This is a genomic window from Nocardia rhamnosiphila NBRC 108938 (assembly GCF_000720425.1).
Classification (GTDB): Bacteria; Actinomycetota; Actinomycetes; order Mycobacteriales; family Mycobacteriaceae; genus Nocardia; species Nocardia rhamnosiphila.
In genome coordinates this window covers 470,001-487,858 of the sequence record NZ_JOAJ01000002.1, presented here as the reverse complement: position 1 = coordinate 487,858, position 17,858 = coordinate 470,001, and the positions used below count along the sequence as shown (strand labels likewise).

At 66.0% G+C, this 17,858-nt stretch carries 6 protein-coding genes; all 6 read left to right on the top strand.

Translation table 11 applies throughout. The features are described 5' to 3' along the window. Positions 1-114: 114 nt before the first annotated feature. Genes IG75_RS0111065 through IG75_RS0111040 form a run of 6 tightly spaced genes read left to right on the top strand, consistent with a single transcriptional unit; the run spans position 115 to position 17,750 of the window. The gene (locus IG75_RS0111065; RefSeq protein ID WP_051714485.1) at positions 115-4,215 is read left to right on the top strand and encodes a protein kinase domain-containing protein; all 4,101 of its coding nucleotides are present in this window, start codon (positions 115-117) and stop codon (positions 4,213-4,215) included. Then, positions 4,215-7,808 (top strand): BREX-2 system adenine-specific DNA-methyltransferase PglX, encoded by a 3,594-nt coding sequence (gene pglX, locus IG75_RS0111060; RefSeq protein WP_030521126.1) that lies wholly within the window; start codon positions 4,215-4,217, stop codon positions 7,806-7,808. The genes IG75_RS0111065 and pglX overlap by 1 nt, the downstream gene beginning before the upstream one ends. Beyond that, on the top strand, positions 7,748-11,563 hold the full coding sequence (locus IG75_RS0111055; RefSeq protein WP_245713296.1) for a BREX-2 system ATPase PglY family protein: 3,816 nt from the start codon (positions 7,748-7,750) through the stop codon (positions 11,561-11,563). Before pglX ends, IG75_RS0111055 begins: the two co-directional genes overlap by 61 nt. Beyond that, entirely contained in the window at positions 11,560-14,349 is a 2,790-nt protein-coding gene (pglZ, locus tag IG75_RS0111050; RefSeq protein ID WP_030521124.1) for a BREX-2 system phosphatase PglZ, read from the top strand. Before IG75_RS0111055 ends, pglZ begins: the two co-directional genes overlap by 4 nt. Further along, a complete protein-coding gene (gene brxD, locus IG75_RS0111045; protein WP_030521123.1) occupies positions 14,346-15,641 on the top strand; it encodes a BREX system ATP-binding protein BrxD in 1,296 nt (431 codons plus the stop codon). Before pglZ ends, brxD begins: the two co-directional genes overlap by 4 nt. Beyond that, complete coding sequence (locus tag IG75_RS0111040; protein ID WP_030521122.1) at positions 15,642-17,750, top strand: DEAD/DEAH box helicase; 2,109 nt, start codon at positions 15,642-15,644, stop codon at positions 17,748-17,750. It abuts the gene before it with no gap. Positions 17,751-17,858: the final 108 nt, after the last annotated feature.

Below are 17,858 nucleotides of genomic sequence, written 5' to 3'. Positions count from 1 at the left end.
GTGTCCAGGCATTTTGGTCCGCCGATACTCGAGGCCGTCCAGCGATTGGTAATGTCGCCTACCTATGCACGCGACCCGCAACCGGCCGCGGGGGACTGAGCGGTAGGTGGTGACGTGGCACAGAACGACGACCGGTGGGTCGAGGTATCCAAGTCGGCGTTTCCGCACGAAGCGGATGGTCTGTCGATGCTTCGGTACGTCGTTCCGAAGGCATCACCTTACCGGGCGTGGACGAACTTCGAGTTCATGGACAACCACGGCCAGTGGCATGAGGTCGACGCCTTGGTCCTCGGCCGGCGCCGGCTGCATCTGGTGGAGCTGAAGCATTACACCGGGGAGCTTCGGGGTAGCGAGACGAGTTGGATTCGCACCATACGCGGTGGTAAGCCCCGCACCCAACGCTCTCCGTTGCTACTCACCCGCCGTAAGGCGCAGCGACTGGCGACGCGGATCGAGGAGGAGGCGCGCAAGGTCGCGCTGGAGCACGGGCTCAATGTGGAGAAGGTGCGGCGCGCGCTGCCGTTCGTGCAGGAGTCGGTGTTCCTGCACGGTTCACCCTTCCGGGTCGACATGCCCGACCTGGCAAAATCCGGGCTGTTCGGTCTCGACGGTCTCGAGGACGAGACCGGTTTGCCCGGGATCTCGACGCGTCTGCTGGAACCGCCCACCGATACGCGGCGGATCGACGAGGACCTGTCGGTCATCATCGCGCTGGCCTTGCGGAACCTGGGTATCGCCCGCCGCACCGAGCGTGACGCGGGCTCCTGGACCATCACGGGCACACCGCTGGCCAGCGGTGACGACTGGCAGGAGTGGTCGGCGACCCATAAGGGCACCGGTGAGCCGGGTCGCGCGCGGGTCGTCTCCTTCAACCCAGGCACGCCGACGCAGGCGAGGGCCGCGGCGCACCGCCGGATGCAACGCGAGTTCTCGCTGCTCTCGTCGCTGCGGCACGAGGCGATCGTCGCCCCGCACGATCTTGTGCAGGACGACGACGGCAATACCGTCCTCGTCTACCGGGACCTTCCCGGCTACGAGCCGCTCGACCTGGCGCTGGCCACCCGCATCCTCACCGCCGACCAACAGTTGCAGGTCCTCACCCAGATCGCCGAGGCCGTCGCCTACGCGCACCGCAACCACGTGGCTCATCGAGGTTTGGGCCCGAGCACGGTCCTCCTCCATATCGAGTCGCTCGACCGCGGTGAGGTACGGGTGCGGCTGGCCGACTGGTCCTGGGCCGGCCGTGTGCACGGCGGCAATACCCCGGCGTCGACGATGATGCGGACACCGCCGCCGCCCGGGAGCGCACCGTCCGACGCGGTGTATCAGGCGCCGGAGGACAGGTGGGCGCCGGATGCGGACCGGCTGGCTCTCGATGTGTTCTCACTGGGCGCGCTCGCCTACTACCTGCTGTCCGGCGGGCAGGCACCGGCCCGTGATCGCGCGGCACTACAGGAGCGCCTGCGTCAGGAGCACGGTCTGGACCTGGCGGCGTCGGGCACCGGATTCATCGATGAGACGCTGCGTGCGCTGGTACTGCAAGCAACAGCGCCTTCGGTATCGCAGCGGATGAAGACCGACCGCCGCTCGGGCCGCCCGCAATTCGATGCGCAGCAGTTCGTCGCGGAGCTCATCGATTACCGCCGTGATCGGCTGGCCGTGTGGGCGGCGCCGGAGGCCGACCCGCTGAACCCGGCGCCCGGTTCGCTGCTGGGTGGCCGGTTCGAGGTGATGCGGGTGCTGGGCGCGGGTTCCACCGCGCGCGGGGTGCTGGTCGCCGACCGGGAACACGATGACCACCTGCGGGTGCTGAAAGTGGGCTTGGACGACGCGGCCACATCGAGGCTGCACGACGAAGCCCAGGTCCTCACCGAACTCGCCCGGCAGTCACCGCCGGTGCCCGGCGTGGTCGAATTGCTCGAGGGCCCTATCGAGTTGGCGAACCGCACGGCACTGCTATTGAGCAACTGCGGCGAGCAAACCCTCGCCGATGTCGTGCGCTACACCCCGCTCGGTGAAGCGCAATTACGCACCTGGGGTAAGGAACTGCTCGATGTGGTGGTCGCGCTCGACGCCGCGGGCATCACCCATCGCGATCTCAAACCGGCCAATCTCGGCCTGGCGAAACCCGAGGGCCGAGCGCGGGCGAAGGCCCGGCTGGCGCTGTTCGATTTCTCACTGTCGCGGGCTCCGGTCGAGCAGGTCGATGCGGGGACCCCGCCTTATCGGGATCCGTTCCTGGGCAGCGGTATCCGCACCTCCTACGATTCGGCGGCGGAACGATACTCGGCCGCCGTCGTGCTCTACGAGATGGCGACCGCCGCGACCCCTGTCTACGGCGACGGGTTGAGCGATCCGCGGGTGCTCGACGACGATGTCGCCGTCACCGCCGAAGACTTCACCTCGGCGGGGATGAGCTCCACTCGTGCCGAAGCGTTGGCGGCGTTCTTCCGAATCGCCTTGGCCCGGGATGTCCGTAAGCGTTTCGATACCGCGACAGCGATGCGGGCCGCATGGGTCGAGGTGTTCGCAGCCCCGGCCGAGCCCGCGCCGAAAACGAAGAAGCCTGCATCAGTTTCGACGCCGGCGCCCGAGCCGTCGGATACGGTCGGCTCGCTCGCGGCGCTGGCCGAGATGTTCGCGTTCGCCGCCGCGACGAAGCCGTCGGCGATGCGCAGGCAGGTCGTCGAGCTGGTTCTCGGCACTCACGCGAAGAGCCCGGATGATCCCTTCGTCACTTACCAGGTACTCGCGCCACGGGCCAGCGTCACCCCGGCTCGGATTGCTCAGATCTTCGGCGAGTTCCCGAAACTGTGGTCGAAGAATCCACGGCTGGAAGCCACTATTGCCGACCTGTATCGGCGGATGCTCGTCCGGCTCGAATCCTCGGGTGGTGTATCGACTCCGGACCTGCTGGCCCGCGAGCTCGCGGGCGCCCTCTCTACTGACGGCGCCGCTGACCCGCAGCGCACCGCGCTGGGCGTGCTGCGGCTACTGCTCGCTTCGCCACCGCGGGTCGACGCCACCACCGAAGACGCCGACCCGGCCGCGGTGAACATGGTGCGCAGACACGGTTCCGGGACGGTCGCGATGATCTCGTTGCCAGGTGTCCCTCGCAGGCTGCCCGCCGTGCTCGCGGCCGAGGCCGAGACGCTGGTGCTCGCCGCGCCGGAACAAGGGGCGCAGTTGGTGTCGCCAGGTGACTGCGAACCCGCGTTGCGCGCGGCCGCGGCGGCGCTGCTGGACCTCGCCGCCGATGCGGTGGAGATCCCCGCGCACACCCTCCTGCGTATCGCGGCCGCGGCATCGACACAGGTGGCGTTGACCTCCAACGACGAACTGCACGCCCGGTCGATGCCGATCGACGAAGCCCTGCGGATACTGCTGCGCGGCATATCGTCCAGCGATGTGTTCGGACGCCCCGAACTGGAATCCCGGCTCGCGGCGCGTTTCCCCGCATTGGCCAAGGCGCTGCCCCGGCGTCCGGAACTCGATGCCCTGGTGCAGACGGTGGTTCCGGATATGCAGTGGAACGACACGCTCAGCCGGTACGAGTTCACACCGGAACAAGCCGCGGCGTCCTATGTGCCGACCCGGCACACTCGCCCGTCTACTCCGGTGCGCCGCGAGCACGGGACCTCGGATGTGGAATACCTGCTCCTCGCGAGCAAACAGGAGCGCACGTTCCGAGCGCTCGGGATCCCATTGGGCACCTCGGATGACATGGCGAAAGTGCTGACCGACAAATTCGGCGCCACCCACATCGATGTGACCGACCTGCTGTTGAGCACTCTTCGGTCGAGGGCTACCGCCGCGGGGATCGATTGGAATATGATCCTCGCCGCCGACGCCGGCGCGGCCGCCGATCGCGAAGGACTGAAAGGGTTTGTCGCGCAGGCGATCCCGACGCTGAAAGAGGCCGTCGACACCGCACCCGGCCCGGTGGTTCTTACCGATCTGTCGACGCTCGCCGCCTATGGACAGCTTGAGGTGCTGAGCAGCTGGACCGATCTGACCACCCCACCGCGGCACGCGGTGTGGGTATTGGTGCCGCAGCGCGACGAGGCCAGTGGTCGTCCGGGGTCGAAGGTCGACGGCACCCGGTTGCCGATCAACAGCCCGGAACAATTCGCGCAGATCGACGATAGAGAGGTGGCTGCGCTGCTCGGCGCGGCCGCGCACAACGCTGATACGACAGTGAAGGAACCCGCCTGATGGCATTGGCCACGATCGCCGGAAGCCAACTGACAGCTGCCCTCAAGCCACAACTGGCCCTCCTGGTCGACGATATGCGCGAGCGCCTCAATGCCGACTCGTTACAACTCGAAGAATGGCGTTCAACCCACCGCAAAGCGGTGAGCGAGCAGCGCACCGCGACCTCATGGACGGATTGGTCGGAGGATCAGCTTACCCAGGCGGCCGTCGGCTGGCTGCTCACCTCGGTATTCGTCCGGTTCTGCGAGGACAACCTGCTACTCGGTGAGACGGCGGTGTGGATCGCCGGGCCGACACCGCTGCTTCGACAGCGTGCGGTGGATGCGGAGAACGCCTTCTATCGCGAGCACCAGGACTGCTCGTACCGCGAGTGGTTGAAGCAGTCGTTCGATGCGCTGCGGAACAACCCGGCGACGCAGGCGCTGGTGGACGAGCACGCGGCATTGAACATCATCTCGCCCTCGTCGGACGCGGTACAGCAGTTGCTCGGATTCTGGCGGCAGACCGATGACTCGGGCGAGTTGGGGTGGTCGTTCCGGGACGAAACACTGTCCACAAGGTTTCTCGGGGATCTGTATCAGGACCTGTCGGACTTCGCGAAGAAGAAGTACGCGCTCCTGCAGACGCCGGAGTTCGTGGAGGAGTTCATCCTCGATCAGACCCTCGAGCCGGCGCTGAAGGACCGGCCGCTCGAAGGGTTCAAACTCATCGACCCCACCTGCGGGTCCGGGCACTTCCTGCTCGGTGCGTTCACTCGGCTGGTCGAGCAATGGCATCGGCAAGCGCCTGGTGTCGAATTACGTGCGCGGGTGGACAACGCCCTGGCCTCGGTCTACGGCGTGGACTTGAACCCGTTCGCGGTTGCGATCGCCAAGTTTCGGCTGATCGTCGCGGCGATGAAGGCGTGCGAGGAGATATCTCTGGTCCACACACCGAAGTTCACCCTCAACCTCGCGGCCGGCGACTCGCTGCTGCACGGTCCCGAACAAGGGGGTAAGGAGGCCTTCGACTTCGGTGACGCGGCATTCGACAAAGACGCCGTCGCCTCGGGTTTCACCTACAGCACCGAAGACGCGCGCGAGCTGCGGCGTATCCTCGCACCGGGGCAGTACGACGTGGTGGTGGGGAACCCGCCTTATATCACGGTCAGTGACAAGGCATTGAACCTTCGCTACCGGGAGATCTACCACTACTGCAAGGGCACATATGCACTGACGGTTCCATTCATGGAGAAGTTCTTCGACCTTGCGAAGACCGGAGTACGTGCGGGGTGGACCGGACAGATCACGTCGAACTCCTTCATGAAACGTGAGTTCGGTGTTCCGCTGATCGAAAATTTCCTTGCCCGTAAGGATCTTCGGCTGGTTGCCGATACCTCGGGAGCGTATATCCCGGGTCACGGTACGCCGACCGTGATTATTGCAGGGCGGAACGCGGAGAAGGCCCACGACACCGTCCGCGCCGTTCTCGGCATTCAAGGAGAGCCGGGCGCGCCGGAAAACCCCGCCAAGGGCTTGGTATGGACTTCGATCACCGAGCATGTCGACGAACCTGGATTTGAGGACCAGTGGGTTTCGGTAACCGACCTGCCGCGGGATAACTTGCGCAAGCATCCGTGGAGCTTGAGTGGCGGTGGGGCTGTGGATACCCTTTCTGCAATCGAAGGCGCTGGATTCAGCACACTTTCTGAACACTGTGACGCTGTTGGCAGGACAACTCATACAGGACTGGACGATGCGTTCTATGTCACACCGCAGGCGGCCAGAACGCGCGGATACACTGGCGATACCGTCCCAATCGTTCTCGGTGAAGACCTTCGCGATTACGCCATGTCGCCTGATCTTGTAACAATATTTCCTTATAACCAGCAAGGGCTACAGCAGGAGCTTGATGAAGCTGCGGCTCAAACTTTGTGGCTCAACCGAACTGCTCTGAGCCGCCGCGTCGACTATCAACAAACTCTCACTGAACGCGGCTTGAGGTGGTTCGACCACTCTATGTTCTTCCCTAAGCGTTACCGAAACGCACTCGGGATCGGATTTGCGTTTGTTGCGACGCACAATCACTTCGTGCTCGATCGTGGCGGCAAGGTGTTCAACCGTACCGCGCCGGTGATCAAGTTGCCGGAGGGGGCGAGCGAGGACGATCATCTGCGGTTGCTGGGAGCCCTCAACAGCTCGACCGCGTGCTTCTGGCTCAAGCAGAACAGCCACAACAAAGGAAGCACCGTCGATAACAAGGGCGCCCGTACGACGCTGTCGGAGTGGGAGAATTTCTACGAGTTCACGGGCACAACGCTCAAGGACTTCCCACTGACTAAGGAAGCTCCACTACTGCGTGCCCGACGAATCGATACGCTGGCAAGTCAGCTGGCAGGACACGAGCCAAATTCGGCAATCACAGCCAGCGGTGCCCCTCACGCCACAACTGAGTCGGCTCGTAATGAACATGCTGACGTACGGTCGAAATTGGTCGCCGAGCAGGAAGAACTCGACTGGGAGGTGTATCGCCACTACGGCCTGATCGACGAGGATCTGACTTTCCCTGTGGGCCACGCCCCAGGGATTGCTCTGGGAGAACGCGCCTTCGAGATCGCGCTGGCCCGCAAGATCGCAGCGGGTGAGGCCGAGAGCGACTGGTTTACCCGCCATGGCTCCACTGCCAAGTCCGAAATTCCCACAGACTGGCCAGCTGAATACCGAGAACTCGTGGAAAAGCGTCTCTCCGTAATTAGATCGAATCCATATATCCGGCTGCTCGAACGTCCGCAATACAAGCGGCGATGGGCGGGCGACTCATGGGATGCCAAACTTCAGCGTGCTTTGAAGGATTGGCTGCTGGACAAGCTCGAGGACCAGAGCCTTTGGTTCACCCCGCAAGGCACCCCGCTCCCGCGTTCTGTCGGCGAACTCGCCGGGCATGTCGAGAAGGACCCCGAGTTCATCGAAGCCCTTGACCTGTGGGCAGGGCAGAAAGACGCCCCGGTCACCGCCACGCTTGTCAAACTGCTTGCCGACCAGCCTGTCCCTTATCTCGCCGCTCTCCGCTACAAGGAGTCCGGTCTCCGGAAGCGGGCCGAATGGGAGCGGGTGTGGGATATGCAGCGCGACGAGGACGCCGGGCTGATCAAGGCCACCGATATCCCCGTCCCCCCGAAGTACACCAGCGCCGACTTCCTCAAAACCTCGTATTGGTCGCATCGCGGGAAGCTCGATGTCCCCAAGGAACGATTCATCGCCTACCCCGACGCCGGGCGTGACACCGATCCGACCCCGCTGCTCGGCTGGGCCGGTTGGAACCATGCCCAGCAGGGTTTGGCACTCGCCACGATCTATGCCTGGCGGGAGTCGGAGGGTATGCCGCTGGCGTCCCTCGTGCCGGTTGTCGCCGGGATCGCCGAGGTGCTGCCCTGGGTGAAACAGTGGCATTCCGGTGTCGACCCGAATCTCGGTGTCGATCTCGCCGAGTACCTGAGCGCCCAGCTCGCCGAGAAAGCCGCGGCTGTCGGTGCGCCGGTGCAAGATCTGGCGGCATGGCGGCCCGAGAAGAAGACCCGTGGCCGGAAGGCGACAGCAGGAAAGGCAGGCCAGTAGTGTTCCCCGGTGGCTCCACGCCCGCGCGTACCCTGCGGGAGACGTTCGATATCCCCGAATCGAAAGGCACCAGCGATTACGTGCTGCGCCTTTCCGATTCGGTGGGTGCGGAGCATCTCGCGGCGACCGTCGACTCCTATGTGGTGACACCTGCCCTCACCGAAGCGTTCGACTCGGCGCTGGCGGTGGTCGAGGAGGCGCTGCGCACGGGGGAGAACAAGGCGGCATTTCTGCACGGATCGTTCGGGTCCGGTAAATCGCATTTCATGGCGATGCTGCACGGGATCCTTGGGCACGAGCCCCCGGCCCTATCGGTGCCGGATCTGCAGCCGGTCATTACCGCGCACCTGGCGGTGAACGAGGCGAAGTTCCTGCGGCTGACGTTCCATTTCCTCGGTTCGGAGGATATGGAATCGGCGCTGTTCGACCAGTGCTTGCGCCAGATCACTGCGCTGCATCCGGGTGAGTTGCCGCCCGTGCTGCATTCGGCGGGCCGGCTTTTCGAGGATGCCGACAACAGGCGCCGAGAAGTCGGCGATGAGAAGTTCTTCGCCGCCCTGAATGCTTCGGGGGCTCCGCAGGCGAGCACACAGGTGGATTGGAAGGCGCTCAGTGGTAGTGCCGCCACCTCCGCATGGACTCCCAAAACCTACGCGGCGGCGAGCGCACCGGATGCCGGCGCGGCCGAGCGCAGCCGGCTGCAGCAGGCGCTGATCTCCACCTACTTCACCAGCTACTCCCGCAATACCGACTGGCTCTCCCTCGAAGACGGTCTCGCGGTGATCGCCGATCACGCGAAATCGCTGAATTACGACGGTGTCGTGCTCATGCTGGACGAGCTGGTGCTGTGGTTGACGTTCCTCATCACCGAGCGGGAACGGTTCAACGCCGAGGTCCAGAAGATCACCAAACTGGTCGAGACCAGCCGGGGACGACTCGCGGTGCCGGTCATCTCGTTCGTGGCGCGCCAGCACAATCTCGCCGAATGGGTGGCCAGCGGGCCCGATGCCGGCGCGATCCAGCAGGCCGTCGAACGGGCCTTCGCGCATCAAGAGGGCCGTTTCGGGCTGGTGAAACTCGGCGACGAGAACCTGCCGTATATCGCGCACAAACGACTACTGAAGCCACGCGACGCCGCAGCCGAAGCGGCGCTCAGCACCGCGTTCGAACGGCTGGACCGCAGTCCGCAGGTGTGGGATGTGCTGCTGGACGGTATCAATACCGATGAGCGGCACCGCGGGGCCGATGCCGACGCGTTCAAACTCACCTACCCGTTCTCGCCGGCCCTCATCGCGACACTGCGCGAACTGTCCGGGCAGATGCAGCGCGAACGCACCGCGCTCAAGGTCATGCAGCAGATGCTCGAGGACAATGCCGACCGGCTCACCATCGATCACGTCATCCCCGTCGGGGAAGCGTTCGACTACATCATCGACAGCGCCAACGCCACCCCCATCAACGATGCCGCCGTGCACACATTCAAGATGGCGCGGTCGCTGTGGACCGACAAGCTGCGGCCGCTGCTCTTCCGGAACGCCAACGTCGCCGAATCCACCCTCGACAAGGATGTGCCGCCCGGTTTGCGCGCGGATATCCGTATCGCCAAAACGCTGCTCATGTCGGCGGTGGCACCGAATGTGCCCGCGCTCAAGCAGGTCGATGCGTCACGCCTGGCGTCGCTGAACCACGGCAGCGTCATCAGTCTCATCCCCGGCGACCAGATCGGGCAGATCACCGGCAAGGTCAAACAGTGGGCCGCGGAGATTCCCGAACTGGCCGTCACCGCGGACGCCAACCCGATCATCTCAGTCACTCTCGAATCGGTGGACTACGAGCGGATCGTGCGCCGCGCGCAGGCCGAGGACACCGACGGGCGGCGGCGTGAACTCATCCGCGAGCTGCTCTCCGAACAACTCGGTGTGCTGGGCGCCGAGCACACGGTCGACAACGCGCTACTGCGGCAACGGGTCTGGCGCGGCACGCAGCGTCAGGTGGAAGTGGTGTTCGGCAATGTCCGCGACCACGGCTACCTGCCCGACGAAGCCTTCCGGCCCTCGGTCGAGGGCGCGCTCCGGCTGATCGTCGACCTCCCCTTCGACGAGGCCGGCCACACCACCGGCGAAGATCACGACCGCATCGACGAACTGCTGCGCACCGGCCAGAACCGGTTCACCGTGGTCTGGCTGCCGAAATTCTTCAGCGACAAGGTGAACCGCCAACTCGGGCGGCTGGTCATCCTCAACTATGTGCTCGCCGGTGACCGATGGGCCTCCTACGCCAACGAACTGTCCGACGCCGACCGCACGGCCGCACGCTCGATCCTGCAGCAGCAGCAGACACAAGTGCGTGGACAGCTCGGCACCGCGATCCAAGTCGCGTACGGCGTCGCCGCCGGCGCCGGTTTCCCCGAGAATCAGCCACCCCTCCGTTCCCTGCACGCCGGATTCGCCGTGCAGCCGCCCATCGGTCACGATCTGGGTGAAGCGGCCAACCGCCTGATCGACGATGCCTTCGCGGCGCTCTACCCCGATCACCCGGAGTTCACCCCCGCCGACCAGCTCATCACCCGCCGCCAGCTCAACACCGCACTCGCCAGGTTGCGAGAAGCGCAGGCCTTGGCGGACGGCCGGATCGCGCTCGAACGCAGCGAACGCGATATCGTGCGGCGGATCGTCGAATCGCTGAGTGTCGCCCGCACCAACGACACCCACCTGCTGGCCGGACCGGAACATTTCGCCACCTGGCGCAACCGCATCACCCAGGAACTGTCCCGCGCCGGGGTCGACGAATCCGACGATGTGCCCATCGAGGAGTTGCGCAGCGCGATCGTCGCGAGTGGGCCGAAGCGGGGACTGACCGACGATATGGTCGACCTCGTCGCCGGTGCCTGGGCGGCACAGGGCAAACGCTCCTGGTTCCTGCACTCGTCCCCCATCGACGAACCCGGAATCGGTGAGTTCCGCCGCGGCACCAGCCTGCGCCTCGAAGCACTGCCCGACCGGCAGGTGTGGGCGCAGGCCTGCACCCGATGGAAGAAACTCACCGGGAATGTCGTCAACGAATATCTCACCGCGTCCAATGTCGCGGCATTCGTCCAGCAGGTCCGTGACCACGCGGCCGCCGGGCGAGCCGACCGGGTGCGGCTCATCGACGTGCTCACCGAGGCATACCGGTATCTCGGACTCGAATCCGGTGAGCGGCTCGCTCTCGCCCGCGAGCTGAACAGCATGCTCGACGCACGCCTCAACCATCTCGACAACCTCGCCGTGGTCGACGCCATCGCGACCACTGCGCTCACCGGCACCGACCTGGAAGCCGGGAAGAGTGCCACGACCGCCGGTGTGGTCGCCGACACGGTGAGCAGGTACTCCCTGCATCGGTTCGATATCCTGCGCACCGCGGCAGCCGGCGCGGACGACCGGGGACGGCAGGCGCGGTCGATCGTCAACGCCCTCGCGGCCGCCTTCGTCGAGCACGAACTGTCGCGCCCGCTCGGCGAAGCCCTGCGCGTCGCGGACGACGCCCGCAACACCTGGCTCGAGACCGGTGTCGCGCAGGCACCGGCCCCGCAGCCGCAACCCGCGCCGGTGCCCGCACCGCCCGTCCCGGCTCGGCCGGAGACCAGTGCGTCATTGCATACCTTCACCATCAGCGGCCGGGACGGCTTCTCCGCTGTCGAGAAGCGGATGCTCGAACTTCTCGCCACCGAACCGAACGCCACGTTCACGGTCACCATCAATAAGGTGGAGCCGTGACCACGGCGGTTCTGCCCGAAGCGGACTTTTCGGCGGTGCGTGGCCAGATCGCCGGATTCCAGAAGAAGAACCATGCCCGCGGCGTGGTGGCGATAGCGGCCGTCCCGGTGTGGTCGGGTCCGGAGACGTTCGAGATGGACGGGCAAACAGTGCGCGTCCGCACCGCAACGAGCGTGCTCGCGATCCGCGACGCACTCACCGAACGGCATCGCGCCGACTGGGTGGTCATCCTCACCGACTGTCAATCCGGCGACCTGCCCGTGGGTGTCCTCGAACATCTCACTGCCGGCCGCCTGTCGAACTTGGACCCGTGGCCGGCGCTGCGGGAGCTGTTCCGCGCTGCCCGCCAGGAGTTCCATCTGCTGTCGCTGAACAACGAGGCCGCCCGCGCGGCCCTGCGTGACCTCGACGGCCCACAGGCACCCGCGCCACGTGGCGTCCTCACCAACGACCACCTTTTCGCAAAGCTCTCGGAACACAAATTCCTGTTGCGGCCCGCCGAATACACCCCACACCACATCGCACTGTGGTCGATGGATACGGCGGCGACCGCGCGCTTCGACGTGTGGCGGCAGGACACCGATCCCGCCCTGCTCGAACAGTTCTACACCTGGATCGGCAACCGGCTCGGTCCCCTCGGACCGACCTTCGTCACCGTATGGCGCACGCGCGGGCCCGGGGAACTCGTGCCACTGGGTTTGGTCGCGGCATTGCTGGGGGACAGCAGCGCGTCGTTCAGCGCGCCACGCGATATCACCATCAAGGTGCGGACGCTGCTGGAGGTCGAGCTCGGTGGGCAGACGCTCACCGAACAGCAGCTCACCACCTGGGGGAACGCCGCGGCGCTCGCGGTGACCGGCACCGATGTGCCCGATGAGGTGCTGCGCCGGGCCGAAGACGCCGTGCGCCGGCTGCGGGCCGAGCCGCTGGTCGCCCGCTCGGATGTGCTGCCGATGGCGCTGGCACCCCGTATCGCGCAATTCGCGGCGGCACTCGCCGCGGCCGTGGATTCCCGCGACCTCGGCGCCGCGGAGAATGCGTGGGCGGATGTAGTCGCCCACCGCGCCGCCCGGGTGGGCACCCCGGACGCACCCCGCGACGTCCAGGTGGGTGCGGCCGCATTACGACTGCTGCGCCGCCGCGACCTTGCCTGGTCGACCCCCGGCGGACTCGCCGACTGGCTCACCTACTACCGGCAGGATCTGTCGTGGGTGGACGACGCGGTCAATGACGCGTTCGTGGGCGCCGACGACCACCGCCTCGCCGAGACCACCCACCGGATCATGGGCACTGTGCGTGCCGAGCGCCGGAAAGCCGACCGCTTGTTCGCCGAACAACTCCGCGCCGAGGGTGCGCACCGGCCGGACTCGGGCGATCTGCTTCCGATCGAAGATGTCCTCGACCGCATCGTCAAACCACTCACCGCCAAACCCTCCGGACCCACCGGCGGGTTCCACGGTGTCACCTCCGAAGGCCCGAAGCCGTCGCCGGTACTGCTCGTGATCGCGGACGGGATGAGCGCGGCGGTATCCAACGAAGTGGTCGTGGATGCGCTGCGCCGTCATCGACCGCAATGGCAGGAATGCCGATCGACCACCATCCCGTGGCCGCATACGGCGCTCGCCGCGCTGCCGACCGTCACCAAGTTCTCGCGGTGTTCGCTGCTCAGCGGCGTACTCGCCGAAGGCGGGCAGGACAAGGAGCGATCGGGATTCTCGAATTGGTTGCAGCGCAACGGATTCGGGACGGTCGCGCCGGTACTGTTCCATAAGGCCGAGATGGACCTGGTCACCCGCGCCCAGTCCCTGTCGGATGTGGTGCGTGACGCCGTCAACGACACCGCCCACCGGCCGGTGGTCGCCTGTGTGCTCAACGATATCGACGATGCGCTGGACAGATCCGACCCGATCGGAACGGCTTGGCGGACGTCGAGCTTCAAACATCTCGGACCGTTGCTCACTGCAGCGGCCGCTGTCGGCCGGACCGTTGTCCTGGTGAGCGATCACGGGCACGTCGTCGAACGGCGCGAACAACCGAGCGTGCAGCGTGGACAGCAGGTCTCCGCTCGGTACCGGCCGGCATCCGTTGCGGGTCCTGCGGCCGAAGAGGACGAAATTCTCATCACCGGTGAGCGCGTGCTCTCCGCGAACAACCGGGCGATTCTGGCCGTGGACGAACAGCTGCGCTACACCGGACTGAAAGCGGGCTACCACGGTGGTGGTTCGCCGGCCGAGGCGATCATCCCGGTGACCATCCTGGTCAACGGTGCTGTACCGCCACATCTCGAGCTCGAGGTGGTGCCGCCGCCGCAACCCGCATGGTGGACGGATACGCGGAAGGACCCCGAGCCGACACCGGCTCCGGTCGTGAGCAAGCCCACTGGGCGACCGAAACCGGCTCCCGCAGTGCAGCCCGCGGCGTCCTCCGACGTATTGTTCGATCTGGGAGCCCCAGTCGCAGACCGGGGACCGGCGCCCGCCGAACGAGACCGCATCGCCGAATTGCTGGGCAGCGAACTGTTCAAACAGCAGTATCAGCAGTTCCGGCCGAAATTCCAGAAGCCGGCGATCGGCCGGCTGCTGCGGGATCTGGTCGACAATAACGGCCGCCTGCCGCTGCAGCGTGCCGCCGAGGTCCTCGAGGTCAAACCCACCCGCGCGCGTCCCGCGATCGCAGTGCTCGCCCAGGTACTCAACACCGATGGTGTCGTGGTGCTATCCGACAACGGGACCGAGGTCGAACTCGAAGCCGGGTTGATGTTCGAACAGTACGGGGTGGCGCCGTGAGCGCGCTGTCACCGGTCCGGCGGCGCGAGATCCTGCAGGCACTGCGCCAGGGCACCGTCCCGGCCGGCAGCCTCGATGCGCTCGCTGTAGGCATCGACAGGTTCGTACCCGCTGTCGACGAGGACCTCGAAGCCGTCGCGGCGGGCGGGTCCATGTTCAAAGCCGTACGCGGTGACTACGGGTCCGGTAAGACGTTCTTCGCCCGATGGATGCAGCAGCGGGCGATGCGCCGCGGTTTGGCGGTGGCCGAGGTACAGATCAGCGAGCTGGAAACGCCGCTGCACAAACTCGAAACCGTCTATCGGCGCACCACCGAGTCACTGCGCACCGCGGCGTTTCCACCGTCGGCATTCCGTAATGTGCTGGACGCCTGGCTGTTCGGGATAGAAGAGGACGCCGCGGCGGCCGCCGGGGTGGAAGAGGCCACGGTCGAGCAGGTGGACACGCTGCTCGAACGGCGTCTCGCCACGGTCGCTTCGGCGACCCCGGTGTATCCGATGGTGCTGCGCGCTTACCGTGCCGCCCTCACCTCGGGTGACGCGGCGACAGCGGATGCACTGGTCGCATGGCTCGGGGGACAACCACACGTGGGTGCCGGCGCCAAGCGTGCGGCCGGAGTGCGCCAGGACGTAGACCATTTCCTGGCGATGGGTTTCCTGCAGGGCCTGCTCGCCGTACTGGAAGGCGCACGGCATCCCGGTCTGCTGCTGGTGATCGACGAGGTCGAAACACTGCAGCGGATGCGTTCGGACAGCCGGGCCAAGGCGCTCAATGCGCTGCGGCAGTGGATCGACGAACTCGATTCCGGTCGTTACCCGGGCCTGTACCTGCTCATCACCGGTACTCCCGCCTTCTTCGACGGCCGGCTCGGCATCCAGTCGCTTCCGCCGCTCGCTCAGCGCCTGCACACCGACTTCACCACCGACGCCCGGTTCGACAACCCGCGGGCTCCGCAGATCCGGCTCGCCGGATTCGACCTCGACCGGCTCGTCGAAGTCGGTATGCGGGTTCGCTCGGTATACGCCGAGGGTGCACAGGCACCTGAACGCATTCGCACGCTCGTGGATGACGCGTACCTTGGCGCCCTCGCCTCGGCTGTCGCCGGAAAACTCGGCGGTCAGGTCGGTATCTCGCCGCGGTTGTTCCTCAAGAAACTGGTCCTCGACATTCTCGACCGAGTCGACCAATTCCCCGATTTCGATCCACGACAGCACTATGCGCTGACCGTCACCACCACGGAGCTCACCGATACCGAGCGCGGCGCGGTCAGCGCCGACGATGTGGAGCTCTAGGTGACGGGATTCGACCGGCTCGATCCCGCCCTGCAGCACCACATTGTCAATACGCTCGGCTGGCCGGGGTTGCGTGCGCTCCAGGCCGAAGCCGTCTCGCCCATCATCAACGGGTCCGACGCGATCCTGCTCGCGCCCACCGCTGGCGGCAAAACGGAGGCCGCGGTCTTCCCGCTGCTGACGCGGATGCAATCCGAGCGATGGACCGGAATCTCGGTGCTCTACATCTGCCCGCTCAAAGCACTGCTCAACAACCTGCAGCCCCGGCTGGCCGAGTACGCCGAATGGCTCGGCCGGTCCGCGATGAACTGGCACGGTGACGTCAGCCAATCGGTCCGTGGCCGCATCAAACGCGACCGGCCCGACATCCTGCTCACCACCCCCGAATCTCTGGAATCCATGCTGGTCTCCGAAAGCGTGGACGCCGGTGAACTGCTCAGCGGACTCCGGGCCGTAGTGGTCGACGAGGTGCACGCATTCGCCGGCGACGACCGCGGCTGGCATCTGCTCGCAGTCCTCGCCCGCCTCGAAACACTCCTCGGCAGGCGGTTGCAACGAGTCGGCATGTCCGCCACCGTCGGAAACCCGGACCAGCTTCTCGGCTGGCTCCAGGGTGGAACCACCGGACCCGGCCGGGTCATTGCCCCCGCAGTGCTCGGCAGCGCCGTCGCACCGGAGATCACCGTAGATTCCGTCGGTAGCGTCGAGAACGCCGCGAAGGTGATCGCCGCACTTCACTCGGGCGAGAAGCGCCTGGTCTTCGTAGATTCCCGCCGCCTCGCCGAAGAACTCGGCGCCGAGCTGCGCCGACGCGAGATCACCACCTTCGTCTCGCACTCGTCGCTGTCCGCCGCGGAACGCCGCGAATCGGAGCAGGCGTTCGCCGAAGCTCGCGACTGCGTCATCGTCGCCACCTCCACCCTTGAATTGGGCATCGACGTCGGCGATCTGGATCGCGTCATCCAGATCAACGCACCGCGCACGGTCTCATCGTTCCTGCAGCGGCTCGGCCGCACCGGTCGCCGGCCCGGCACAACCCGCAACTGCCTCTTCCTCGGCCTCACCGACCAAGCTGTCCTCGACACACTCGGGATGTTGCAGTGCTGGGCTTCGGGGTGGGTCGAGCCCGTGGTCCCGACCCCGGAACCGCGGCATATCGCCGCCCAGCAATTACTGGCAGCGGCCCTGCAAACCCGCCGGGTGCCGCTCAGTGGCTGGCAACAGGCATGGGGACGGCTCCCACTGTTCGATGCCGACGGACAGGAAATCTTCGACCACCTGCTGGCCGGAGGGTTCCTCGAACACGACGCCGGCAGCGCCTTCATCGGGCCCGAAGCCGAGCAGCACTTCGGCCGACGCCACTTCATGGACCTCCTCGCCGTGTTCACGGCCGCGCCGGAGTTCACGGTGTTCGCGGGGCGACAAGAAATCGGCTCGGTGGAATCGAGCGTCCTCACCGATGTTGTCGAAGGCCCACGAATCCTGCTCCTGGCCGGTAGGTCGTGGCAGGTTACGCATACCGACTGGAAGCGACGGCAGGTATACGTCGAAGCCACCGATATCGCCGGCCGCGCCAAGTGGAGTTCGGTACCCGACGGTTCCTCGTTCGCCATCACCCGTGGAATCAGAGAGGTCCTGCTCGGCGCCGTCCCCGCTGGAGTGACTCTCACGAAGCGGGCGGTCGTCAGTCTCGAGGACCAGCGCCTGCTACGCCGAGACCATGTCGCTGAAGACTCATTCGTGATCACCCGCGACAGCCGGGACGACTGGCGGTGGTGGACCTGGGCGGGGAGCAAGGTCAACCGCACCCTTGCCGCGTGGGCCACCGACCTCGTACCGGCACGGCAGAAGATCACCGCCGAATCGCTGCGCCTCCACTCCGACCTCACGGTCAGCGAGATCAGGTCGGGGCTGGCCGAGCTCCGCGCGGCTAGGGGCGGGCCGCCTCCCCCCGTTGACGCAAACGCGGTACGGGGGCTGAAGTTCTCCGCGGCACTTCCGGAGCACCTTGCCCGCGCAAGCCTCGCCGCCCGCACATCCGATCCCGTCGGGGCGACCACTGTCGTCGGCGAGAAGACAAAGATCAGGCGGACTGCGCACCATCCGTAACGCGCGTCGATGCTGGATGCAGATTGCACAGCTACCTTCTTCGCGCGGCTTCTCAGCAGGTGTGCTCAGGCCCGAGAGGACAAGGTTTCGGCCGTGAGTGCTGCGATC

Coding starts and splice junctions, on each gene's coding strand:
- pglX (WP_030521126.1), top strand. CDS start 4,215: ATGGCATTGGCCACGATCGCCGGAAGCCAACTGACAGCTGCCCTCAAG.
- IG75_RS0111055 (WP_245713296.1), top strand. CDS start 7,748: ATGGCGGCCCGAGAAGAAGACCCGTGGCCGGAAGGCGACAGCAGGAAA.